Origin of the sequence: Speluncibacter jeojiensis (assembly GCF_029589495.1) — a bacterium.
Classification (GTDB): domain Bacteria; phylum Actinomycetota; class Actinomycetes; order Mycobacteriales; family Mycobacteriaceae; genus Speluncibacter; species Speluncibacter jeojiensis.
Genome location: NZ_JAAIVF010000007.1, coordinates 277,637 through 302,020, shown reverse-complemented (window position 1 = coordinate 302,020; position 24,384 = coordinate 277,637). Strand labels below are relative to the sequence as shown.

Annotated in this window: 18 protein-coding genes; 5 read left to right on the top strand and 13 right to left on the bottom strand. The window is 64.5% G+C overall.

Annotation, left to right across the window (positions count from 1 at the left end; all coding sequences use genetic code 11):
- Positions 1-5 precede the first annotated feature (5 nt).
- Positions 6-1,055, top strand: coding sequence for a serine/threonine-protein kinase (locus G4X40_RS20255; protein ID WP_277835193.1), 1,050 nt, complete (start codon positions 6-8; stop codon positions 1,053-1,055).
- A 189-nt stretch (positions 1,056-1,244) separates the two neighbouring features.
- On the opposite strand, the gene brxL is transcribed toward G4X40_RS20255, so the two are convergent.
- The 5 genes from brxL to G4X40_RS20230 all read right to left on the bottom strand — a co-directional run bounded on the left by brxL (position 1,245) and on the right by G4X40_RS20230 (position 9,235).
- A complete protein-coding gene (gene brxL, locus G4X40_RS20250) occupies positions 1,245-3,392 on the bottom strand; it encodes a BREX system Lon protease-like protein BrxL (RefSeq protein ID WP_277835191.1) in 2,148 nt (715 codons plus the stop codon).
- Positions 3,392-5,896, bottom strand: a complete 2,505-nt coding sequence (gene pglZ, locus G4X40_RS20245; RefSeq protein ID WP_277835225.1) for a BREX-1 system phosphatase PglZ type A — start codon at positions 5,894-5,896, stop codon at positions 3,392-3,394. The genes brxL and pglZ overlap by 1 nt, the downstream gene beginning before the upstream one ends.
- Entirely contained in the window at positions 5,893-6,933 is a 1,041-nt protein-coding gene (locus G4X40_RS20240) for a PDDEXK nuclease domain-containing protein (protein WP_277835189.1), read from the bottom strand. Before G4X40_RS20240 ends, pglZ begins: the two co-directional genes overlap by 4 nt.
- 25 nt (positions 6,934-6,958) lie before the next feature.
- On the bottom strand, positions 6,959-7,921 hold the full coding sequence (locus tag G4X40_RS20235; protein ID WP_277835188.1) for a BREX-1 system adenine-specific DNA-methyltransferase PglX: 963 nt from the start codon (positions 7,919-7,921) through the stop codon (positions 6,959-6,961).
- A 99-nt stretch (positions 7,922-8,020) separates the two neighbouring features.
- Complete coding sequence (locus G4X40_RS20230) at positions 8,021-9,235, bottom strand: tyrosine-type recombinase/integrase (protein WP_277835186.1); 1,215 nt, start codon at positions 9,233-9,235, stop codon at positions 8,021-8,023.
- A gap of 90 nt (positions 9,236-9,325) precedes the next feature.
- Between G4X40_RS20230 and G4X40_RS20225 the strand changes: the two genes are divergently transcribed.
- A complete protein-coding gene (locus G4X40_RS20225) occupies positions 9,326-10,516 on the top strand; it encodes an Eco57I restriction-modification methylase domain-containing protein (RefSeq protein WP_277835185.1) in 1,191 nt (396 codons plus the stop codon).
- Between the two features lie 33 nt (positions 10,517-10,549).
- Here the strand turns inward: G4X40_RS20225 and G4X40_RS20220 are convergent, their stop codons facing one another.
- The 6 genes from G4X40_RS20220 to ychF form a co-directional block, all read right to left on the bottom strand.
- The gene (locus G4X40_RS20220) at positions 10,550-11,218 is read right to left on the bottom strand and encodes a hypothetical protein (protein ID WP_277835184.1); all 669 of its coding nucleotides are present in this window, start codon (positions 11,216-11,218) and stop codon (positions 10,550-10,552) included.
- Positions 11,161-13,083: a BREX-1 system adenine-specific DNA-methyltransferase PglX gene (gene pglX / locus G4X40_RS20215; protein ID WP_277835183.1), complete on the bottom strand. Its 1,923-nt coding sequence runs from the start codon at positions 13,081-13,083 to the stop codon at positions 11,161-11,163. Before pglX ends, G4X40_RS20220 begins: the two co-directional genes overlap by 58 nt.
- Positions 13,084-13,126: 43 nt before the next feature.
- Positions 13,127-16,651: a BREX system P-loop protein BrxC gene (gene brxC / locus G4X40_RS20210; protein ID WP_277835182.1), complete on the bottom strand. Its 3,525-nt coding sequence runs from the start codon at positions 16,649-16,651 to the stop codon at positions 13,127-13,129.
- A gap of 2 nt (positions 16,652-16,653) precedes the next feature.
- Positions 16,654-17,277, bottom strand: coding sequence for a DUF1788 domain-containing protein (locus G4X40_RS20205; RefSeq protein ID WP_277835181.1), 624 nt, complete (start codon positions 17,275-17,277; stop codon positions 16,654-16,656).
- Complete coding sequence (locus G4X40_RS20200; protein WP_277835180.1) at positions 17,274-17,894, bottom strand: DUF1819 family protein; 621 nt, start codon at positions 17,892-17,894, stop codon at positions 17,274-17,276. The genes G4X40_RS20205 and G4X40_RS20200 overlap by 4 nt, the downstream gene beginning before the upstream one ends.
- 262 nt (positions 17,895-18,156) lie before the next feature.
- On the bottom strand, positions 18,157-19,236 hold the full coding sequence (ychF, locus tag G4X40_RS20195) for a redox-regulated ATPase YchF (protein ID WP_277835179.1): 1,080 nt from the start codon (positions 19,234-19,236) through the stop codon (positions 18,157-18,159).
- 49 nt (positions 19,237-19,285) lie between these two features.
- Here ychF and G4X40_RS20190 point away from each other — a divergent pair, with 49 nt between their 5' ends.
- Entirely contained in the window at positions 19,286-20,398 is a 1,113-nt protein-coding gene (locus G4X40_RS20190) for a winged helix DNA-binding domain-containing protein (RefSeq protein WP_277835177.1), read from the top strand.
- 3 nt (positions 20,399-20,401) lie between these two features.
- On the opposite strand, the gene G4X40_RS20185 is transcribed toward G4X40_RS20190, so the two are convergent.
- Both G4X40_RS20185 and G4X40_RS20180 read right to left on the bottom strand, forming a co-directional pair.
- Positions 20,402-20,536, bottom strand: a complete 135-nt coding sequence (locus G4X40_RS20185; RefSeq protein ID WP_277835176.1) for a hypothetical protein — start codon at positions 20,534-20,536, stop codon at positions 20,402-20,404.
- 114 nt (positions 20,537-20,650) lie between these two features.
- Positions 20,651-21,253, bottom strand: a complete 603-nt coding sequence (locus G4X40_RS20180; protein WP_277835174.1) for a class I SAM-dependent methyltransferase — start codon at positions 21,251-21,253, stop codon at positions 20,651-20,653.
- 119 nt (positions 21,254-21,372) lie between these two features.
- Between G4X40_RS20180 and G4X40_RS20175 the strand changes: the two genes are divergently transcribed.
- Both G4X40_RS20175 and G4X40_RS20170 read left to right on the top strand, forming a co-directional pair.
- Complete coding sequence (locus G4X40_RS20175; RefSeq protein WP_332844345.1) at positions 21,373-22,812, top strand: FMN-binding glutamate synthase family protein; 1,440 nt, start codon at positions 21,373-21,375, stop codon at positions 22,810-22,812.
- A 28-nt stretch (positions 22,813-22,840) separates the two neighbouring features.
- Positions 22,841-24,223, top strand: coding sequence for a recombinase family protein (locus G4X40_RS20170; RefSeq protein ID WP_277835173.1), 1,383 nt, complete (start codon positions 22,841-22,843; stop codon positions 24,221-24,223).
- Positions 24,224-24,384 lie beyond the last annotated feature (161 nt).

Genomic DNA, 24,384 nt, shown 5'->3' with positions numbered 1-24,384 from the left:
AACGTGTGAATCTGTCGGAGCTTCCCGCTGGGACGACGATCAACGACCGCTACGAGCTGATCAACAGCCTCGGGGGCGGGGCTGGCGGCTCGGTATATGAGGCACACGACCGGCACCTCGACGCTCGCGTCGCAGTCAAACTGCTCAACCCGTCGGACGAGGGCGCGACAGGACCCTGGCAAGAGGCCCAGCTGCTCGAACAGCTCAAGTCCAGATTCCTGCTCCAAGTGGTGAATGCCGATGTCGTGATCAACAGCGACATCCGGTTCATCGTCACTCCCGTCATGAGTGGTGGCGATCTCGCAGGACTCGCCGAACCGAACGGTCTGCGAGCTTCGGCGGCGGCTCACCTGGTGCAACAGATTGCCTCCGGACTCGATCGCATCCATCGGGCCGGCATGGTCCACCGTGACGTCAAGCCTGGCAACGTCCTGATACAGGACGATCACGCAGTTATGGGCGACCTGGGCTTCTGCCACTTCCTCGATGACGAAGGAACAGCACCTCCGAATGGAACCTTCTGCACGGTGGCCCCTGAGGTGATACAAGAAGGCGGCAGGTGCACGCCAGCGACCGATGTCTATTCGCTCGCGGCTACGGCGTTCTACCTCCTAAGCGGCGAGTACCCGATCGACCACCGGACCTCGAAGCAGAAGCAGCGCGATCGGATTCTAGCTGGTTCGATCCGCGAACTCCGGGCAATCGCCCCGCACGTGTCTCGAGCAGTCGGAACGGTGGTACGGAAGTCACTCAACAGCGACCCGAGAAAGCGCCATGCGAACGCCACGGAGTTCGGCAATGCCTTCGTGGGCGCTGTCCAGGGCAGTAGAGACTGGCACCGCATGGCGCATGATGGACACCTGCACTGCATCTTTGGAGCGAGCCACGGTGCAAAAAAGGAAGTCCAGGTCTGTTGCACTCAGATCGACAAGCGCTCGATCGAGGTCAGCGCCCGGATGGCTGAAAGCGGGCGCCAGGTTCCCGGAAGACCGGACATCTACGTCACGCCTGGCAGGCTGGCTGTAACACTGCAGCAGCTGACGGCAAGTCTCTGAGTCACGGTACGGACCGCAACGGTCGACCGCCGCGGTCCGCGACATTCATTTGGTCGCCCTGTCCGGAACGCGAAATCAGGTCCTGTCCTCAAGGGTGAAAATCGCATTCCCCTAGCCGGACGGAGCATTCCGGCTCTTCAGAGTTAGCAGGGGCGAGGCCGACGGACCCACATCCGCCGACGTCCACCATCATTTCGCTTCCCGGATGTACGTCACGCCGAATGCCCGCACCTGGCGGAATTCCTGGCGCGTGCTGCCGAAGTCGAACCAGCCACCTTCTTGCTTCTGAAAGATATCGAGGCCGCGACCGAGGTTGATTCGCCATCCGTTGTCCGTGCGGATCCAGCGATCGTGACCGCCAGGGTCCTTGGCCACCTCGACCTTGATGCCCTGTTGGTCAGCTCCCTGAATGATCTGACCAAGCATCTGCAACTGCTTCTGCTGGTAGTCGAGGTCGGTATCGAGCACGGTGAACAACTTGAACGTCACCTCGTCGGCGGGGTCTTTGGCCGAAGCGATCAGGGCCAGCAACTCGACAAGGTTCCGACCCTGATGGCTCATCCGGATGTACGGGTCATGCAACTCGATCTCGCTCGCACCTCGCAGGTACGGCATGAGGAGGGTCTCGAAGGAGATGCCGCGCTGATTTTCGACGAAGTCCCGCTGCCCCTCGAACAGCTCCTCTTTCGCCGGGGCCGGGACAATCGCTGTCCCCGGGCCGGCCGCACCCAGCGTGGGGCCAACCGGATCGGCGGATTCCTCACCATCGCCCGCGGCGCCGCGGCGACCATGGTGATAATGCGCGGGGTACTCGTCCTCCTCCAGTGTGGTGACGGCCGTCCACTCGCCAGCGAGCGACCGGTAGCCGAACTTCACCTCAGCCATGGTCGCGTCCAGGCGCAGGATCTGGTCCTTGACGCGCTTGCGGCCCTCGATCGCGAAGCGCAAGATCTCCTCGATCTCCGTAGCGCTTGCCTGCTCGTGCGGGTAGAGCAGCTTCATCAGGCCAGAGAAGGTCTTGTGGATACCGTCGCGGTCGCGGGTGGAGATGTCCGAGCCGAGCGTGAAGTACCGCTGGTAACGGTCGGAGTAGTCGAGGTTCCGCATCGACTTGAGGACCTCGGCAATGTAGTCGACGACGAAACCGTAACCACTGGAGAACATCTCGCCGCGAATCGTGTCGATCTCCCAGCCGGGAATGTAGAAGTGCAGCCGGTCGAGGTAGGCCGAGTCGTGGTAGCTCTCGGGGAGCTCGTCGAAGAGATCGGAGTGTTTGAGCATGTACGGCACGGTGTGCGAGGTGTTGCCGACGAATACCATCGACGCCTCCGCGCCGAGCGTCTCGACACCGCGGGAGAAGGACTTGTTCGCCATGTAGTTCTTCATGATGTCGACCAGCGCCTTGTCGGTGCGCTTCTTCTTGCCCGCGAACTCGTCGAACGCGACGACGTCCCAGTAGCCGACGAGACCGATCTTCCCGTTGGCGTTGTTCACGAACAGTTTCGGCACGGTGATCTCGCCGCCGGAGATCAGCATGCCGTGGGGCGAGAACTCGGAGTAGATGTGCGATTTGCCGGTGCCCTTCGGACCCAGTTCGACGAGGTTGTAGTTGCGTTCCACGAACGGGATCAGCCGGGTCAGCTGAAGCAGCTTCGCGCGTCGGCCGAACATCTCGGGGTTGAACCCGATCGACTGGATCAGCAGGTCGATCCATTCGTCGGTGGTGAACGAGGCCCGGGCCTCGAGATAGCCGGCGTAGTCGAAACTCGACATCTGGATCGGCTGCAATCGGCCCAGAATCCAGGGCACGACGCGGGAGTCGTCGGTGTGGAAGTACTCGATGTCGCACAGGCACCACACGCCGCCCACCAGCAGTTTCTGGTTCGCGGTCACGGTGTTCGGCTCCACAAGCACCCCGCTGATGCCGAGGTTCGCGAAGGACGCCTGATACACGTCGTCCTTCTCGTTCAGCGTCACGCTGACCCGGTCGATGATCCGGAAGCGTCCTTTCTCGCGGATCTTCGACTTCACCAGCTCCGACTCGTTGCGGTGCACATAGTGCTCGGCGAGGATCCGGCGTACCTTCTCGATGCCCTCCTGGATCGTCGCCTCGTCGTCGGTCGCGGCGAACTGCCCGAGCAAGTACTCCAGTACGTAGGACGGCACGATCGCGTTGCCTTTGACGGCCTTGACCAGATCCTTGCGCACCACCGCTCCCGGGAAGTGCGCGTTGATCTTGCGGTCCAATGCGGTCGGCTCCGCCACGGCGTCCTCAGGGCCATCGTCGACTGTCTGCTCGATGAGGACCGCCTCGGTCAGGTCGATGTGGTCGCTCATCAGAAATCCCATCCGTCGTCGCTGGCGAAGGCACGTTTGATCGTGTACGGCGCGCTCTTGTACTTCTTCCACTGGTCGGTGCCCTCGATGGGCTCCGAGAGCCGGAACTCCACGCTGTGGTTGTTGGCCTCGTCCGCAGCCTTGCTGAGAAGCAGTGTGACGCTTTGGAATCGGTCGCGCCCCGCATCGCTGCTCGAGTCGAAGGTCATCTCCTGCTCGTCGGAGATCAGCGTGTCACCGAAGTAAAGGCCGGCACGCAGACGCCGCGCAGGTTTGTGCGGCTCCACCTTGGCCGATTGGTACAGCTTGACGACGATCTGCCCGGTCGTGATCCGATCCGACTCGGGGTGGATGTCGACGTTCACCGGCTCCACCGTGTCACTGCGGCTCTTGTTGATCTGGATCACCGGCACCACCACCTCCTGCAGCGACGCACCGCCGTGCACGAACTGGTATCCGGCTCCGGGTTGCACGATCCGCTGGATCGAGTTCGGGATCTGCACTTCCAGATCGCCTGACAGTCCCAGTTGATCGGGCTGGAAGGTCGTGAACGCTGCGTTTTTCTTCAAGCCTCGCCCCAGTACGTAGCGGCGCTTCGACTTTACGATCTGTTCGCCCTGCGGCTTCACCGTCAGGTTGAACTGCTCGGCCAGCTTGGAGCGCTGGTAGAGGAACCCGTGATCGGCAGTGACGATGATGTTCGTCGCGTTCGCGCTCGCGAGCTTCTTGACGATGTCGATCAGCTCACGGACCGCGTCCGCTGCCGCCGTGAATGTTCTGTGCTCGGAGACTGCTTTGTCGCCGGTCGCGTCGATCGTGTCGTGGTAGACGTACAGCACCTGATTCGACGAGTACAGGTCGCGACGATCGACTGGCTTCATCTCCATGAAGTCTGTCGACTGGATCGCGGCGCCACCCACTGCACCGAGAATCTTGCCGCGGTTCGAGGTTCCGTCGGACTTCTGGCCGTCAACCAGCACCACGTCGCCTTCTGGTGAATGTGCCAACGTGGTGTGCGGGAGCAGTGCTGCCATCCCGAGTTGCGTGTACGACGGCAGCACACCGAGCGTGGCGTCGATCGAGGCGGAGAATTTGTTCTCACCGCGGATCCTGGTACTCAGTTCTTCGGCCACTTCGTAGCGGAGTGCGTCGGAGACGATCACGACGGCCTTCTTGCGGCCCGTGAGAGTCGGGGCCACGTAGTGGTCGTAGAACGATGTTTGCGAGGTCAGGCCGGCAGTGTGCCACTGGCTGACCGTATCGATCTGCTGCTGCCACGCCACCCCGAGTGGGGCAAGGTAATCGGTGACGTAGGCATTCTCGACAAGCTCGGCAAGTGCCTCGATCGGCTGCTTGAACTCGGCCGTCAGGTAGGCCTGGGTGAACTGTCGGTAGCGCTGGTCGATGCGGAACCACTCGTCGCGATACCGGGTCAGGCCCTCGCCGAAGCTGGTTACGTGAAGCACAGCATTCCGGATCGCCGGAATCAGTTCAGCCGCCGCGCTCAGCCCCTCGTACAGGGTCGCGTAGTCGTCGAACCAGAAGCTGTCGCGGCGCCTGGTGCTGATTGCATCGGCGATGTCGCGGTACGACATCGTTTTCGCGCTGATCCCTTCGACGAGACGCCGGATCACTTCCCGCTCACTGGCGTCGAACACGTCGGTTTCCTTCAGCGCTTCCCACGCGATCTCACCGACGTGATCGGCGTAGTCGAGGTGGCGCTCGACGGTGCGCGCCAGCGTCTTCATTGCCCCGCTGCTGCGCTTGGAGTCGCGGAAGCCGCGGAAGTCGAGCGCCAGGTTCCGCACCTTGTTCGACTCACTGACGTCGAACCCGCCGACGGCACGCTGGAACATCCACAGCACCAGCCCCGCCACCGTCGGAGCCTGCGACGTGAACCCGTAGATACCGGAGGCGCCGGCCCAGTAGAAGTCCGCGAGGCCGTGGGAGGCGAGCGCATCGAATCCGGTGGTGTCGCCGTCGGCGTGCTGCATCAGCAGCGTGCGGGTGAGCTCGGAGAAACTGTGTTCCTTCTGGTTCAGAAGCACGGCACACATCTGCGCCTGCACCACCGTCGCGTCGTCGCCGATCAGCGGCATCGCCTTGAGTCGTGTCACCAGCTTCGCGTCGTCGAAGAAGGACGAGTACCGGGCGATTAATTCCTCGGAGCCCGGCGCGGTGAGCCCGAGGTCGGACCGCATGAGCGCGCCACGGTCGGCGGTGAACACCGGGCCGTAGGCCAGCTCGATGTCGAGCAGCCAGTTCCCCACGCCCTCCGGCACAGTGCCGGAGCGGTAGATCAGGAACTTCGCTGACCGTTCCACGCGCAGCACCCGGTACTTGATCGCGAACTCGTCGTCGGCGACCTGCAGCACCGTCACGTCACCCGGCGCCAGCGTGTCGAGCTCGGTCGCATAGCCGCCGTCGGGGTCGTGCCATACGACGATCCGTCGGGAGTCGAAGCGATCCGCGAGGTGGTCGGCGATCGTGGGGGTCTTACTCATTCCGCGTCCTCGCTGTCGCGGGCCGGACCGAGTGCGCGACGCGCGACTCGTTCTTTCGCAGCGCGGTAGATCTGCGTGATGCGCTGCTGCAGCTCTTCTTTGGGCGGCAGTGTGGTCCAGTACTCGGCCACGACGATGCCGTCCTTGTGCATCTCGAGAAGTTCGATCTGTTCCCGCGAGGTCTCGGTGCACAGGATCAGACCCAGCGGTGCTTCTTCGTCGCTGCGGCGCTCGTAGCGGTCGAGCCACTTCAGGTAGAGCTTCATCTGCCCTTCGTGCGCGGCCTTGAACTTGCCGATCTTGAGTTCCACCGCGATCAGCCGGTGCAGTGGGCGCGAGTAGAACAGCAGGTCGAGGAAGAAGTCGTCGTTGTCGATCTCTATCCGCTTCTGACGGGCGACGAAGGTCCAACCGTGACCGACTTCGAGTAGGAATGCCTCCATCTCGCGGATGAGCGCGTCTTCGAGGTCGCGTTCGGCGTAGCTGTCCTTGAGCCCGAGGAAGTCGAGGAAGTACGGGTCACTGAATGTGTCCAGCGGCACCGCTGATCCGCCAGGGGTCTGCGCGTTGGCGATCTCGCGACGCTCGAATCCCTGTCGTCCGATCAGCTCTCGGAGCGCGCGGACGCTGAGCCGGGCGTCGAGGGCCTGCTGGATGTAGAAGTCGCGCGCGGTGTCGCGGTCGACCGCGATCAGTGCGATGAAGTGGCTCCAGCTCAATTGTCGTGACAGCGTGGCGACAATGTCGCGGTCGGGGAAGGCTTGGGCGAACTGACGCATCCGGTACAGGTTGGCCCGGTCGAAACCGCGCCCGTAGCGCTTCGTCAATTGTCGTGACAGCGCCACGACAGTCTCCCGGGCGTATTCGGCACGCTGCTCGGCGAGGACCTGGGTGTCGATGAGGTGCCCGATCTGCCAGTTCATCAGGGTCAGCGCCGAGTTCGCTTGCGCGGCAACCGTTGTGCGGGTCCGGTCGATCAGCTCGGACACTCGATCGAACAGGTCACCCGACTCGCCCAGCCGCTCCAGCTCAGCCATACGACCTCTCGCCGGTGCTTCGCCGTCACTCATCGCCGGCATCCAGGCCGGCGATCTTCTGCACCGCCGGGTAGAACTTCGGGTAGTTCACCTTCACGCCGTCGTCGAGGTCGATCTGTACCTGCTGGGTGGCGAGCGGGTAGAGCACGTCGTGCTCGTAGTCGCGCAGTTCGGCCAGCACTTTCCGCAGCCGGTCGGCTTCCTTCTGGTCCTTCGCGGACGACCCACCGGCGGCGGCCACCTCTGCCCGCTCAAGGGCCTTCTGCAGCTTGTTCTCGTACTCGCGCAGGTACTCGTTGAGCACCGTCGAGACCGTCGACGGCGTGTAGCGGTGCAGGTAGATCAGCGCGTTGAACGAGCCCTTGGGGCTGGAGAACATCCAGTAGATCGGGCGATTCTTGTAGCGCTTCCGATGATCGTCGTAGAACTTCGACTTGCCCGACTTGGTGATGAAGTAGTCGCGCAGCGTCTTCACACCCAGCGACTCCTCCACGAACCGCAGGTTCTCTTCGAAGTGCTCCACGCCGAACGCGACCTTCAGGAACTTTCGAAACCCTTCGACGACATCGTCCTCGAACCACCCGTCGTCGACGAACGGGATCACATTGTCGGCGTCCGGCATGAACGCGGGAGAGGGGATCCTCGCGAGGTAGTCCTGCAGCGTCCCGCCTTGGTCGGCAAGGATCAGTCCCGGCTCGTCGAGGCTGTAGCGACCGAATATGCAGCCGATGGCATACGAGACGAGGTCCACGATGGCGGACTCGGTGAACAGTGCGTCGCGCTCCTCGGGCGTCTTGTTCGGCCACCGGAACGCGGAGTTGTTGGTGAGGGACACTCGTTCGAGCGGAACATGCGAGGGCACTTCGTCCTCGAGTCCGTAGAGTCGCGCGACGGCCTCATTGTTCTCGATCTCCAACTGCTGCTGAGCGCGCGAGCGTACCGCCCACTGTTCCCGATGCTGCGCAACAGTCTGTTCAAGCGTCTTCAACAGGATTCCTTACGAGGGTCGACCAGGGCATCGATCCGTACCGTCGTCGGGCGCGGAGGGTAGCCATGGGGGTAGCCGAAGTGCGTCGCCCCAGGTTACCTAGCTGAGTCCGACCATTTTCGCGGACACGGCAAGCGCCGCTCGAGTTCTCTCGTCATCGGTGTGTAAATACGACTGGGTGCTCAGCACAGACGAGTGCCCGAGCACGGCTCTGATCGTGGTCTCGTCGATCCCGTTGGCCAGTAGCAGCGTGGCTGCTGTGTGACGCGCCTCGTACAGGAGCGGTCTCCGACTGCTGCCGTCCGGGAGAGTGACTGTGACCTTTGCCTGCTCAGCGATCTCGTACCACTGTCGACGGTCGTGTTCCGCGGATCGGGGGGTGCCGTCGCTTCGGGGCCAGACGAGCCCGGATGGCGACGATGGTGCGCAGCCTGCCCAGGAGGTGAGTGCTTCAGCGAGCCACGGCACGAGCGGGATGACGCGACTCCCCGCGCGGGTCTTCGGTCGGACCAGATGATAGGCGCCGTGGATTCGTCGGGACTCGAACCCCCGGGGAACCCGGAACCCACTCTCGGGTTGCCTGAACTCCACATATGGCAGCGCCTTGAGCTGCCAGGCGAGCGTCATCGTCGCGGCGTCAAGGTCCACCATGTCCCAGGTCAGTCCCAGCGCCTCCGCGGGACGCAGACCTTCCACGAGCGCTGCGACCCATCGTGAGGCATCAGGGCGCGTAGTGGCCACCGCGAGGATTTTCGCCGCCGCCGCGGCACTCAGCGACTGCCTTGGGGAGTGCCCGGCACCCGGACTACCGGCCTCCCGGACATTCTGCGGGACCCGGTATCCCTCGGCGACCGCGTCAGAGAGGATCTTGCCGAGCACCGCGTGCGTGCGCTGCATCGTGGCGAGTGCAAGGCCGGCGTCTTCCTGGGCCGTGGCTACCTTCCGGATGTCTGCGGGCACGAGGGCATCGAGGCGTAGGTGCCCGATAGTCGGCACAATCCAGCGGTTCACCCCGGATCGGTCCGAGACATAGGTGCCCGGCCTCACGATGCGCTGACGCTGTTCGAGCCACCGATCGGCCCAGCGCTTGACCGTGATCCTGCCGAAGGTCGGGGCGGAAGGCCCCTCCGCTGCAATCCGCTGCCACGCCTCCGCGAGTCGCTTACGAACTGCGGCCTCCGTGCATGCTTTCAGCGTGATGCGGCGCCGCCCACCGCGTCCCGTCCAGCCGGCCTCGATCGCAGCGACCCACTGCCCCCGCGAGTTCCGGTACACCGACCCCGTTCCCTTGCTCCGCTGCTTGAACCTTGACATGAATTCACGGTAGGGCCGTGACCGCCCTCGTTGTCGGGGTAGCCATCGGGGTAGCCATCGACGGCGGTCACCGAAGCGCGGCGAGGTGATGTGGCACGTCTGAGCGCCCGCGCGGGTGAGCTTGCGGGGCTCGCCGCAACACAGTTCATGAAGGACGAGTACCCGGACAGCAAGTCCGACCTCTTCGCCGCCTTCATCGAACGCTGCGCCAGCCTCGCACGGCCGCGCGGAGCGGCGGCAATGATCACCATGCAGTCGTGGATGTTCCTCAGCTCATACGAGAAGTTGCGCGCCTCGCTCCTCATGAATCAGCGAATCGCCTCGATGCTGCACCTCGGTGCTCGCGCCTTCGACTCGATCGGAGGCGAGGTCGTCTCCTCGACTGCGTTCGTCCTGTCGAACGTGCCGCCGGAGAGCCGAGGTTCTGCCCGCGAGCGTGCCGGCACCTTCATCCGCCTCGTCGATGGAACATCCGAAGCGGAGAAGGCCGCCGCACTGAGGACCGCCCTTGAGGTCCGGACCAAGGATGCGGGCTTCCACCTGGCGTCGGACGCAGATTTCATGGCCATTCCGGGCGCACCGATCGTCTACTGGCTCAGTGAAAAGATGCTGGGGTCCTTCGCAACGGGCCGGCGGCTTAGTGCCGTAGCCGATTTGCGACAGGGATTGGCAACCGCTGACAACAACCGGTTTCTTCGCGTCTGGTGGGAAGTCTCGGGCACCCGCACCGCGTTCAGTTGCACATCACGTGAAGAGGCCGCGGCAAGCGGCGCACGCTGGTTTCCGTACAACAAGGGCGGCGAGTTCCGGAAGTGGTACGGCAACCACGAGTACGTGCTCAACTGGGAGCACGACGGCGCAGAGATACGCACATTCGGGACAGAGGACGGCGGTCGGCCGAGGTCCCGCGCCCAGAACACAGGAACGTACTTTTCACCGTCAGTGTCATGGTCCGACATCTCGTCAGGGGAGGCCGCGTTCCGGCGTTACCCAGCAGGTTTCGTTCACGACTCGACGGGACACTCGGGATTCGGAGCGGAAGACCTCCTAGGACAGATCGCATTGCTCCTGAACTCGAAGTACGTAATGGAGGTGATGAAGGTCCTAGCGCCAACCATGCACTTCCACATCGGGTATGTCGGGCTGGTTCCGGTTTCTCCTGGCATCACGAAACTCCCGACCGATGCCGTGGAACACTTGGTTGAGACGTCTCGAATAGATTGGGATCTCTCTGAGACCTCGTGGAACTTCGAACGCAATCCCTTGGTCACGCTTGTCTGACAACACCAAACGCCGGGCGAAGTGGATCGACGACTATCCGCGTTCGAACTGCGCGACGAGCGGACTTCTCGCAAACTCCCACGATGTCTCGAAATCGTCCCAATCAGACTTGGCCTCGGCGATTGCCGCTACGGCGCGGGCCGCTCCGCTCTCCGCGGTACCGTCCGCGACTGGGAGGCCCGCGACCTGTCCCACTTCGTAGTTGAGCGTCGGAGCGATCGCAGCGAGCTGCTCAAGCACTACGTGCGAGTTCGTGTACGAGAGCAAGCCAGCACGCTCCGAGTCCGTGGCCGCGAAGATCGAGGTGCCTGCCACGTCATAGATGAATCCAGCAGGGTAGGACCTGAAAGCCGGGGCTCCGCTGCTTATCTTGGACCATGACACTGACGGTGAAAAGTATGTTCGAGGGTTGCGAATCACCGAGCGTGGCTTGAAAGCGACGATCTCTGCGCCGTCGTGCTCCCAGTTGAGCACGTACTCGTGGTTGCCGTACCACTTCCGGAACTCGCCGCCCTTGTTGTACGGAAACCAGCGTGCGCCGCTTGCCGCGGCCTCTTCACGTGATGTGCAACTGAACGCGGTGCGGGTGCCCGAGACTTCCCACCAGAGGCGAAGAAACCGGTTGTTGTCGCCTGTCTGGAGGCCTACGGCCAGCGAAGCAACAGCGCCGAGCGACTTGCCAGCGGTGAAAACCGCCCGCATCTTTTCACTGAGCCGTAGACGACCGGGGATCCGGGGATCGCGGCGAAGTCCGACTGTGCCACCTCGTAGCGGTTGTAGGTAGGGTCGTGGAACAGCGCCTCGATCGCAGGTACCGACCTGACGTCCACGTGCTGCTCGAAGAGCCGTCGATACACACCGCGAGCCGACTTGGCCGGAGCGTTGTCGATCACGAACGCGACGGATCCGAAGTCTGAACCGAAGATGCCGCGCCCGAGGTGGACCATCGACACGATTCGTTGGCCCTCAAGCAGGTCGTGCCGCAGGTCTTCGAACGACTTCAACGACATCCACGACGGGAGGTTGATCATCCCCCAGGTGCCTCGCCGAACCGTGAGCTCCTGAGCGCGGACCATGAATGCCGCCATGAGGTCGGCCTTGCCGGTCGGATACTTCTCCTTCATGAACTGTGAAAGGAGCGCACTCATTTGCTTCCCGCCCATGTAGGGCGGGTTCGCCGTGACCACCGAGTACTGGCGACTCAGCACCTCGGCCTGCGCAACGCTCCTTCGCGCGCGAAAGAGCGTGTCGTAGTAGAAGGTCTCCTCCTGGTCCTTCAGTCCTTCCAGAACCACCGCAGCCTGTGCGGTCGCGTCCGCGTCCGGTTGGATCAGCGAACCGAACGTGTCGGCGTCACGGAACTGATTCCAGAACGCTTCTTCAGCGTCGCGGTCCCCGCCCTTCGTGATGAGCACGTCCAGCTCGTCGGGGGTGAAGGAAATCGGCTCGATCACGCAGATCTTCGGCTGAGCATCCGAACGGGTGAAGAAGCGGCGGTCCTTCGCTCGCGCCTTCATGGTGAGCGCGAAGGCCGCGAGCGACCCAGCCCGAGGGTCGATCTCGGCGCCGTGAAGGTTGTGGGCGAGGATCAGGCTCGGGATCTCCGACGGCGCATGGCCCTCCTCCTCGTAGATCGCATACAGCAGGTCGAAGGCGTAGGTGAGCATGTGGCCCGAACCGCAGGCCGGATCGATCACCGTCAACTCTTCCGGCCCCGAAACCTTCAGGAAGTCGGTTTCCTCGTCGATCGGCGCGATGTAGTAGTCCATCTGCTCGACCAGTCGCGAGGCCGGTCGGTTGAGCATCCACAGTCGTCCGAGCGAATTCTCCAGGAGGTAGCGAACAATCCAGTGCGGGGTGAAAAGCTGTGTGGCGGCAGGGATCTCGTCCGCACCGGCCTTCTTTTTCTTCTTGAACCCGGCGAATACCTCGTCTTTCCGCTCGGAGATGTAGAACTGGTAGAGCCAGCCGATCACTTCGACGTCATCACAGACGTCCTCGGTGAGCACCTCACGAGCGCGGGCCAACAATGCTCCATCAGCAAGCATGCCTGTGGGCACGAGCAACTCGGTGTAGGCACCCTCGGCCTCGAACATGAACGGCATCATCGTGTGCCAATGCCGGCAGTACTCGGTCAACAGCAGTGCATACGCCTCACCCTCGGCGTCGGTGCTGCGGCGGGTGCCGTCGAGCAGGCCGATAATCGGCTCGTGAGCGCGCGCACTGACGACCTCGGAGTCGAGGACACCGCGCTTCGCGTCGGCGAGGATCTCCGGCTGACCGTGGTCCTGACCCGATGCCGGCGAGACGACCCCCGCGTCCGTGTAGCCGCGGGCATCCATGAAGCGCAACGCAATCAGCCGGTTGAACCAGGTGTAAGCGACCCTGTCGATCACGTGCCCACGACCGTGCTCGGCGATGTCCGACTCAAGGAAGCGCACGGTCTCGGCGCGCTCGCTGCGCGCGACCGACCCGGCGGCAAGCACCGTCGATACCCGCGCCTCGACGGCGACGAGCAGTTCGCGTCGAGCAGCCTTCGCGAAGTTCTCCAGTGGCTTGGTGTCCATGCGTCGTCCTTAAACCTGTGTCTTGTGCAGAGATTCGGGTCGGTCAGAGGGTGATGCGTTTGTTGTCGTTGATCGTCGCGACCAGAGTTGCGCGAAGCTCATTCAGGTAGGCATCGATCTGTGCCTCGGTTTCGAGCACCCCACCTGCTCCCGGCAGCGAGAGCCTCTTGATCGAGATGCTCTGCTTCGCCGGAGGATCCGGGGTGACCGGCCCCTTCGATTCGTCGTCGCCGGAGACCTTCGGCTTCGGAGTCGGGGCCAGTCTCGCGGCTTCGAGTTCATCGAGAATCGCGGGATAGACCGTGTCGACGAAGTGCGCAGCAGCGTTGCGGATCGCCGGGATCTGCGTCTCCTGCCGAACCCGCTCCCGCATCTGCTCGGCCCGCGCGGTCACCGACTGACGGGCCGCCTCCGTCGCGGCAGCATACGCTGCACTGCCGGGCACCTGCACCCAATAATCGTCGATCTTGGCTGTCGCTGTGTCCCGCTCCGTGGCGATCACGCCATCGAGTTGCGCCCGTACCGCCGTGACCGCGTTGCCCAGCCGCGTGGTCCTGTTACCGCGGAAGGTCTGAGCATCCTCGAGCGCCGTCTCGATCTCGTCGGCGACACCGGCCGGCAGGTAGGCGATGTTGGTGCTGTTCGTCTGCATGAACGAGCGGGCATCGCCATAGATCTTGGACTGGTTGCCGTTGAGGAACGCCTTGATCGGATCGATCGTGTTGTCCTTGGCCTCGAGCAGATCATCGGCACCGACGAAATGCTCGACGAACCAGGCGGCCGGATTGCTGCTCAGTTCCGCGAGCAGCTCGATCGGTTCGTCGAGCTGGTCGATGAAGGGGTAGACGGAGGCGCCCGAGCGTAGCGCCTTCAGCTCGGCGAGTTTCGCTTCGAGGTGTTCCTTGCCGACACGGCCGAGTTCCGCGGCGTCCTTCGTGATGCCGCCGTCGTCGGTGAACTCGACGACGAACTTGCGGAACAGGTTCACGATCTTCTGGTCGTAGACGCGTTGCGGGGCGACGATCAGATTCGGGTAACGCTGAGTATTGCGCAGCGCCGCAACGATTTCCGTGCGGGCGAGAGTTTGGCCGTCGACCTGGATCTCGATCTTCGCCTGCCCCGCAAGGTAGGCGACCACGGCGGCGACCGACCACTGGTCCCAGCCGTACGGCTTGGTGGTGTACCGCGCGACGAGCTGCTTCATCGTGACCATCTCGTGCCGCTTGCCACGCAACTCCAGATGCCCCAGCAGATCGCCCGCGGGCACCTCGAGGATGCTGCCGGTCTCCTCGACGATCCCCTCGGCCGGGTTCGCCAGCCCGTTCAGAGTCTGCTCGCCGAACGTTCTTCCGCCCAGCATGCTGAGGTTCGTGTAGGTAGCGGCGATGACCTTGCCGAAGCCGTCGTTGATGCGAATCTGCGCATCCGTGGCGTTCACGTCGAGAACCCCCGCGTTGTGGATCAGGGTCGACGCCCCGACCGCTGCCCGGAGACGCTCGACGATCTCCTTCTCCCGCTCAGTGTTCTGCGAGCCCTTCTCGCTGAGGATCCGGCTCTCCACAGCGGTGCGACTCGACCCCTGAGCACGCTTGATGTACTTCTCCGTCTTCAACAGCAGACGCAGGTCGGCGAGGATTCGGTTCGCTTCCGCCGGGAGCGCCACCCGGAGTTCGTCCAACCCCGCGCTCTGCATCTTGATCTGCTCCAGATTGAAATCCGTCTCGGGGCTGATGAAGTGCAGTGACAGCTCGTACTGCTTGCCGTACGGGACACCGTCGAGCTTGTAGCCGAAGGGGAAGATCTGGCCGCTCTTGGCGGTGGCCTTCGTAGACTTCACCACCGACTCCGAGAGCAGCTTGTTGAGTTTCGCGGAGACGTCGGAGCTGTCGATGTCGACATCCTTGATCTCCTGCTCGATCTTTTGCTCTTCGTTGGTCAGGTAGTCGTACAGGTCGCCATTGCGCTGAATGTAGGTCTGCGCCTCCAACGTGTTCAGCGCCTCGACGACCTCCCTGCCGAGCTGTGTCAGGTCGGTGCCGAAGCGGTCGTAAACCAGCACGGTGAGGTTGCGCGGTGTGGCTTTGAAGCTGTCGACGTACTTCACCAGGAACAGCGCCTTGAGCAGCCGAACCGCGAGTGCGCTGAGCTTGCCACTGTCACAGGCGTTCTCGGCACTCAGGATCGCGCGCTGGTTCGCGGACTTCAGCGACGCCCGGATACCCTCGAACATCCGGTCGAAGGATGCGAGGGTGCCAAGCGGCTGGCCGGCGATGCCGGTGGCGACTTCCTGGACGACGCCAAGCATGGAGCGTTCACCGACCGAGCTGTTGCGGCCCTCGAAGATGTTGTGGTCGCTGATCGACTCGATTGCAGCTTGGAACAGCGGGAACTGGTAGCTCACAAATGGATACGTGCCGACGAAGTGCTGCTCGTCGCGGTAGTTCGCGTAGTGGCGACCTTCGACGAAGTCGAACAGGGTCTTGAAGTTCGCGTGCTCCGCGTTGTAGATCGCCTCGACCTCGGAGCTTGCGCCATCGGTCTTGGCCAGCAGACGTTTGCGAATGACCTCCTCGACGTCCTGGCTGGTGAGCTTGACCCGGTTCTTGAATCGCGCCTGAATCTTGGAGAAGTCGTTGGCCTGCTGCTTGGTGCGGTCGCCGCCGACCTTCTCCATATCCTCCTGAGAGGTCACGAAGATCCACGCCCGCCCCCGGCACTTGGTGGCAAGCGACTCGGCGATGGTCTGAAGGTTCAGCATGAGCTGGGTGTTGGCACCGATGAACTGGCCGACCTCGTCGACGAAGAAGTTCAACCGGTAGCCGTCAGCCTGTCGGTCGAGCCAGGCCGCTACCTCGTCTGCGAAATCTTCGATCGACACCGAGTAGCTTGCGCTGTACTGGCGGATGATGCCGGGGCTATCGGAGCCGTTGACCTCGGCGAAGGCCTTGTCGATGTTGCCTGCTTCGAGCGCCGCCTGCTCGCGGCCCTGCGTCCACGGGACTCCCGCGATCCGCTCGAACGACTCCTGAAAGGCGGCGTACTGGCCTCGGGAGTCGAGGTCGCGTTCGAAACGGGCGATGTGACCCTGGTTGCCGTAGTACCCGCGAGACTCGTCGAAGATCTTGACGAACACCTTCAGCAGGGCGTCCTTCTGATCCTTCGAGATCAGCGTGGCCTTCTGGTCGATGTTGAACAGGAGGCTCTTCGCCGCGATTCGCTCGGCCATGTCCATCGACCCGGTGAGGAGCTCGTCACCGGTGACCTTTGCACGGAACTGCGCACACACCTCCGCTCGCGGGTAATCGTGCCCGTCGATGTCGCCGAGGAGGTGCGCCAGCATCTTCAACAGGTGCGACTTACCGGAGCCGAAGAAACCGGAGATCCAGACCCCGTTGGCGTTCGTGTAGTTCGTGTACGCCTCCAGCACCTGCTCGACGCCCTTGGCGGCCTCGTTGGTGAGGACGTATTCCTCGACCTCGGTCGCGAGGTGGTCGGTGTCATCGGCCTTGATGACGCCCTCGATCGAGCGGTCGATCGGTTTAGCGAAGACCTCATTGATCGTGGTCATGCTCATGCCTCCTGCTCCAGAATGTCCTTGGCCCGGTAATAGCTGTCACTCGCGCCAAGGTTCAACGCGCGGAGCTGATGTCCGGCCGACTGAGTGAACTCGTACGTCCCCGGAAACCACGCCAACATCGGGCGTCCCACCACCACACTCTGCAAGTTCTCCAACACCGTGTGCGTGCGGACGAACGGGAACACCTCACCGATTCCGGTGAGGAAGACCACGGTCGTGTTGTCCTCGGTTCGCGGCTCGACGTCGAGCCGCGCGCGGATCGCCGGGGCGAGGTGATCGTGGGGATCGAGCATGCCCTGGAGCATCTCGCGGAAGTCGGTCTTGTCCATCGTCGGCTCCGCTTGAAGAACGCGGTCCCAGACGCCCCGCTCGGTGAGGAGATCCACAGCGAGATCGTAGAGATTGACCTCGACCACGCTGATCCCGTCGTCGCTCTGGAGCTTCGTGGTCACCCGATCACGCATGCCCTCGACGTCCAGGTCCCAGGCAGGCGGGAAGTGGTAGATGAAGAAGGGCACCTCCTTGGAGAGGCCCTCCATCCTCAAGAACCGGGCACTGCGCAACACGTCATAGACATGCTTCTCGTCGTGAGCGAGGTTTCGCTGGGTCGTTGTCATCGCTCCACCTGGTCGCCTGAGGATGTGAAAGGTGTGGTCGTCGGGAAAAATCGCATGTCGCTGGGCGTGCGGCGGTCCAGCGCCTCGATGACACGCTCGGAAATTACGGCGGGGACGATGTCGCCGGGGTCGGTACGCAGGCCTGCCTCGCGGAGCATCCGGAACAACGTCTGCCGAAGCTTCTGCCGCGTCGACGGCTTCAGGCCGTCGAGCTCGGGATGCCAGAGGCTCTTGCCGGTGATGAACCGGTCGAAGTCGTCGGCGTCGAGCGTCGGCGTCATCAGCAGGAAACGCTCGCGCAGCACCTCTTCGGCGAAGTCACCGATCAGCGTGTAGCGGCGGCAGGCAGCAGCCCACATCATGTGGTGCCGCTCCGTCGGGCTGCCCTCGACAAGCAGTGCGATCTCGTCGTCGCCGAGTACCGCGAGTCGCTGAACGGTCTCGCGGGCAACCCGGACAAGTGACGAGTTGGTGCGGGCCTGCAGAAGGTTGTAGTCGACGACGCGGGCCCGAGTCGCCTGCCAGTCGTGAGAGTCGAGGTAGACCGCTGCGATGGTTTCACCCTCGCGGGACAGAAGGCCGCCACTGGTGAACGACAATGCATAGCGCGATTGCATATCGTCATTCACGTGGCGCGAGGCCTCTCATTCTGTCTATCTAGGCAGCACTTCAAATTATCGGGAATCTACGACATTTCCGGCAGTCGTTCCATTGACTGAGGTTCCAGCCTCCATCAGGACCTCACCCGGGCGGAACGGCAGGTAGACCTTCGCAGCCATCAGCCCCGCCCGCTTCGCCAGCGCACGTCTCCACACGCGTTCAGTGCTGAACCATCTGATCACGCGATCAGCGAATGACTAGGAGCCACGCGATTTGGCTCTACACGTTGAAGCGGAACTCCACCACATCGCCGTCGGCCATGACGTAGTCCTTGCCCTCCATGCGCACCTTGCCTGCGGCCTTGGCGGCGTTCATCGACCCCGCCGCGACCAGGTCGTCGAAGGAGACGATCTCGGCCTTGATGAAGCCGCGCTCGAAGTCGGTGTGGATGACGCCCGCGGCCTGCGGGGCGGTGTCGCCCTTGTGGATCGTCCAGGCGCGCGACTCCTTCGGCCCGGCCGTCAGGTAGGTCTGCAGGCCCAGGGTGTGGAAACCCGTGCGGGCCAACGCGTGCAGGCCCGGCTCGGTCTGGCCGATCGAGTCGAGCATCTCCTGGCGGTCCTCCTCGTCGAGTTCGAGGAGTTCGTGCTCGACCTTGGCATCGAGGAACACCGCATCGGCGGGGGCGACGGACGCGCGCAGCTCGGCGACCTTCGCCTCGTCCGTCAGCACTGCCTCGTCGGCGTTGAAGACGTACAGGAACGGCTTGGTGGTCAGCAGGTGCAGCTCGCGCAGCAGCCCGAAGTCCAGGGTGTCCTTGACGCTGAACAGCGTCTTGCCCTCGTCGAGGACGGCCTGAGCCTTCAGGGCCTCCTCGTGCAGGGGCTTGAGGTCCTTGTTCTTCTTCGCCTCCTTCTCGAGACGCGGCAGCGCCTTCTCGAGGGTCTGCATGTCGGCGATCACCAGCTCGGTCTCGATGATCTCGATGTCCGAGGCGGGGTCGACGCGGCCGTCGACGTGCACGACGTCGTCGTCGGAGAACACGCGCACGACCTGGCAGATGGCGTCGGCCTCGCGGATGTTGGCGAGGAACTTGTTGCCCAGGCCCGCGCCCTCGGAGGCGCCCTTGACGATGCCGGCGATGTCGACGAAGGACACGGTGGCGGGCAGGATCCGCTCGGACCCGAAGATCTCGGCGAGTTTGCCCAACCGCGGATCGGGCAGCTCGACCAGGCCGACGTTCGGCTCGATCGTCGCGAACGGGTAGTTCACGGCGAGCACGTCGTTCTGGGTCAGGGCATTGAACAGGGTCGACTTTCCGACGTTGGGAAGTCCGACGATTCCGAGGGTTAGGCTCACGGTTTCCAGAGTCTACTTAACTGTCGGTCCGCACCCCTACACTCGCGCCATGCCCACCGAGGTCAGCCGCTCCCAGGTACTCGCCTTCCGCTGGCATGCCCACCAGCTCGGCCGCACCTCGGCGACCGCTCCGGACGACTGCGCACTGCTCGACCTGGGCATCCAGGACACCGGCGGCGACGGCGCCTCGTGGGCGCTGCGGGTGCGCGGCACTCCCCCGGACCGCGACGGCTCGCTGGCGCTGGCGTGGACGCTGCGGGGCGCGCCGCATTGCTATCGACGGGTCGATCTGCCCGCGATCGCCGTCGCCACGCAACCGCTGTCCGAGGCGGATGCCGGCAAGCGCATCTTCGACGCGAACAAGCCGCTCAAGGCCGCCGGCATCCCCGCATTGACGGCGCTGCGCGAGGTGGCGACGCAGATGCGCGAGATCGTCACCGAGCCGACGGTCAAGGGCGCGATGTCGTCGGCACTGACCGACCGCCTGCCGGACCCGTATCAGCGCTTCTGCCGACCGTGCAACACGATTCACCTCTACGAGATGCCGTTTCGGCTCGCCGCCCTGCAGGCCGGACTGGAGTTGCGGCCGGGCACCTCTCCCCCAATGCTCGAGCGGATCCCGTCGCTGCGCCCCGGCTATTTCGGCGGGTCCGGCGCCGACGCGGAGCCTCGGTTCGACGTCGTTCGCGGGTTCCTGCGGTTCTTCGGTCCGGCCACGCCGAAACACGTCGCCGGCTACATCGACGCGCCGGTCAAGGATGTGAAGGCGCAGTGGCCGGCGGACGCCGTCGAGGTATCGGTCGCCGGCGAAACACGCTGGATCCTCGGCGACGACCTGCCCGCACTACTCGACCCGCCGGCGCCGCACGGAGTTCGCCTGCTCGGCCCGTACGACCCCTATCTGCAGTTACGCGACCGCGAACTGCTCGTCCCGCACACCGACCAGCACAAGGCGCTGTGGCCGGTACTCGGCCGTCCCGGCGTCATCGTCGACGGCGGCGAGGTCGTCGGACTGTGGCGGCCGCGCACCAGCGGGCGCAAGCTGACCGTGCAGATCACGCCGTGGACGCCCCTGACGAAGCCGCTCCGTGCGGCGATCGACGAACAGGCTCGGCGGCTGGCCGAGCATCGGGAGGTGACCCTGGCCGCCGTCACCGAGTGATGGTCAGTGAGAGCTGCGCGAGCGCCGGGAATGGCGCGGCGAGCAGTCGCCCCAGCCGAGCTGGGATGCGGCCACCGTGGTCGCCGTGACGACCAGGTACGACACCCCACGGTTGACGTAGTTGCGAATTGCGTACATACCCCGACTCCCGTTCCGAACACGACCGCCGCGTTGGACGATCGTTCATTGGACGTTCGTTCAGGAGAATGGCAGACGGCGTCGCCCGCGTCCAGCGCATCACGATTCTTTGTGTCAGCGCACTGACTTCGGGTGCGCCTTTCGCGCAACGGTCACAGCCCACGGCGCGTCGGCGTACCACGGCCGCAGGTCCCACGTCGCGAAGCGCGACTCGGCGACCAGCCCTGCGACCGCAAGGTCCCGGTCGAACTCCTCGACGATGTAGGGCCGGTCGGTGGCGGAACCGGCGACGAGCACGCCCTGGTCGCGCAGCTGCGACGCGAGCCGGTCGACGACCTGCGCCTCCGTGCCGGGCGCCAGGTAGACCATCACGTTGCCGGCCATGACGATCGCGTCGAACGGCGCCTCCGGAGCGGTGAACTCGACGAGGTCCGCCTCGTACACGGTCAACCCGCCGCGCGCCCGCGCGGCCTCGATCAGCGTCGGATCCAGGTCGACGGCGCAGACTCGGTGTCCGCGGCGGGCCAGTTCCGCGCCCACCCGCCCGGAACCGCAGCCGGCGTCCAGCACCGTCGAATCGCGCGCGAGCAGCGCGTCGACCATCCGGGCCTCACCGTCCAGGTCCGCGCCCCTGGCGGCCAGATCGTCGAAGCGGCGGAGGTACTCACGCGATCCCGCCTCGTCGCGCTCGTCCTGCCACCTGGTGCGTTCGTGCATGGTGGCGAGCCTAGTCGCCGACGGTCGCCTGCCGATGTCGTCGCCGCGTGACATTCTGGCGGGACAGCGCCGCGGGCAGACCGCGGCGCCGAGGGCGAGCGGGCGAGGAGCTGATCGAGATGATCCGATGGCTGGCGGTGCTGGGCGTGTGGGCGGTCGGGTTGCTGTCGCTGTTGCTGGTGTTCGAGGTGTCGCCGTGGTGGCTCGCGGCCACGATCATCCTGCTGCTGGTGGCGGTCGTCGGCTCGTGGGATCTGTTGCAGCGCAAGCACAGTGTGCTGCGCAACTATCCGGTGATCGGTCATGCGCGCTTCCTGCTGGAGAAGATCCGCCCGGAGATCCAGCAGTACTTCGTCGAACGGGACACCGACGGCACTCCGTTCGACCGAGAGACCCGCAGCACCGTGTACGAGCGGGCGAAGGGCGTGCTCGACGTGCAGCCGTTCGGCACCGAACGTGACGTCGGCGCAATCGGATACGAGTTCCTCGCCCACTCGATGCGCGCCAAGGCCGCGCCCGCCGAGCGTCCGACAGTGCGGCTCGGCGGACCGCACTGCACCCGCCCGTACGACATCGCGCTGTACAACGTCTCGGCGATGAGCTTCGGCGCTCTGAGCGGCAACGCGATCGAGGCGCTCAACGCCGGTGCGGCGCGCGGCGGCTTCGCGCACGACACCGGGGAGGGCGGGATCAGCCGGTATCACCTCAAGCACGGCGGTGACCTGATCTGGGAGATCGGCTCGGGTTACTTCGGCTGCCGTACCGCCGACGGCGGTTTCGACCCGGACCTGTTCGCCGAGAAGGCCGCGAACCCTCAGGTCAAGTGCATCTCGATCAAACTGTCGCAGGGCGCGAAACCCGGTCTGGGCGGTGAACTTCCCGGTGTCAAGGTCAGCCCCGAGATCGCCGAGGCGCGCGGGGTCCCGGTCGGCGTCACGGTCATCTCCCCGCCGTCGCACAGCGCGTTCTCGACACCGCTCGAACTGATCGACTTCATCTCCACCCTGCGCCGGTTGTCCGGCGGCAAGCCGGTGGGCTTCAAGCTGTGCGTCGGCTCGCGCAAGGAATTCCTCTCGATCTGCAAGGCGATGGTCGAGACCGGGGTCACCCCCGACTTCGTCGTCGTCGACGGCTCCGAGGGCGGCACCGGCGCGGCGCCGCTCGAGTTCGAGGACCACATCGGCATGCCGTTGACCGAGGGCCTGATGCTGGTGCACAACGCACTGGTCGGCAGTGGCGTCCGGGATCGGGTCAAGGTCGGCGCGTCCGGCAAGGTCGCGAGCGGGATGGACATCGTCAAGCGGATCATCCAGGGCGCCGACTTCACCCTCGCTGCGCGGGCGATGATGTTCGCGGTCGGCTGCATCCAGGCGGAGAAGTGCCACACCAACCACTGCCCCGTCGGCGTGACCACCCAGGACCCGCGCCGCGCCCGCGCGCTGGACGTGGGTGACAAGACCACTCGCGTCTACAACCTGCAGAAGGCCACCGTCGCCAGCGCACAGCAGATCCTCTCGTCGATGGGCTTGGACGACTTCTCCGAACTCACTTCGCATTAGCGATGTCTATCGCGGTACGCTAGTCCACATGCCGCGAACTGTAAACCGCGCGATCATCTACACCCGCGTTTCCGCAGACCGCGCCCACGGGCGGTCCGTCGCCGAGCAGGAGGCCGACTGCCGGCGCGTCTGCGAACGCGAAGGCTGGCCCATCGAGGCGGTGCTGACCGACAACGACCGCGGCGCATCCCGATGGTCCAAGAAGACTCGGCCCGCGTTCCAGCAGCTGCGCGAAACACTCTCCGCCGGAACCATCCTCGTGTTCTGGGAAGCGTCACGCGTCGCCCGTGACGCACGCGTGACCCTCGACCTCATCGACGAGGCCGCCGAGCGCCAGGTGCTCATCAACTACTCCGGCCGCACCTACAACCCCAACGACGGCAATGACCGCTTCTCGATGGGCATCGACGCCCTCGTCGCCGCGAAGGCCAGCGACGAGACGCGCGACCGCGTGCTGCGATCCACTCGGGCCAGTGCAGAGAAGGGCGAACCACACGGACGGGTTCCGTACGGCTACAAGGCTGTCCACGATCAGGACACCGGGAGGGTCACGGCGCGCGTCCCTCACGACACCGAAGCGCCCATCGTGCGCGAGGTCGTCGCGCGCGTGCTCGCCGGCGACTCGTTACGGTCCGTTGCCGCCAACCTCGATGCGCGCGGCGTCAGCACGCCGGGCTCGTCGAAGCGGTGGCGGCCGAACGACCTCGGCGCGCTGATCCGCCGGCCGGTGTACGCAGGCCTGCGCACGCACCACGGCGTCATCACCGAGGGCACGTGGGAGCCGCTGATCTCCCTCGAGGAGCACTACGCCGTCGTCGCACTGCTCGGCGACCCGTCGCGGAAGAACCCGCGCGGCACTGCCCCGGTGCACCTGCTCTCCGGCATCGCTCAGTGCGGAGTGTGCGGATCCCCGGTGCGCAGACTGAATGGCGGCCGCTACCCGAAGTATCAGTGCGTGAATGCGCACGTGGCCCGCAGTCAGCGCCAGGTCGACCGTCTCGTCCGCGCCGTCATCGTCAAGACGCTCGCCGACCCTGACTTCGCGGCGCGTCTTGCTGACACGGGTACCGACCAGGTTCGCGACGCGACCCTCGCGGTGCGGGCGATCGAGAAGAAGTTGGCCGACGCGGCCGACGCCTACGTTGCGGGTGAGATCACCGTGGCCATGCTTGCCCGGATCGAAGCGCAGCTCGAACCGAAGCTGCAGGAAGCGAAGTCTGCGGCCGTCCCGGTGATTCCGAATCGGACGCTCGCTGCCCTGGCCGGCCCCGACGCCGGACCACGCTGGGACGATCTACCGATCGCAGACAAACGCGATGCCGTGCGGTCGTCCCTGACGGTGAAGATCCTCCCTACAGAGGCGCGCGGGAGATCATTCGACCCCCACAGCGTCGTCGCCAAGTGGAAGTAGCACGGACACGAAACGGTGAGCGCGGCGCAGAAGCTCATCCCCGGCGGCGCGGAAGGCGGGCTGAAGCAGGATCCGACAGGGTCCGTCGGTATCGCAGCCAGTGCATTCGCCGCACTCCGCAAGCGCAATCTTGTTCACTAACGGAGTGTCGCATATCGGCT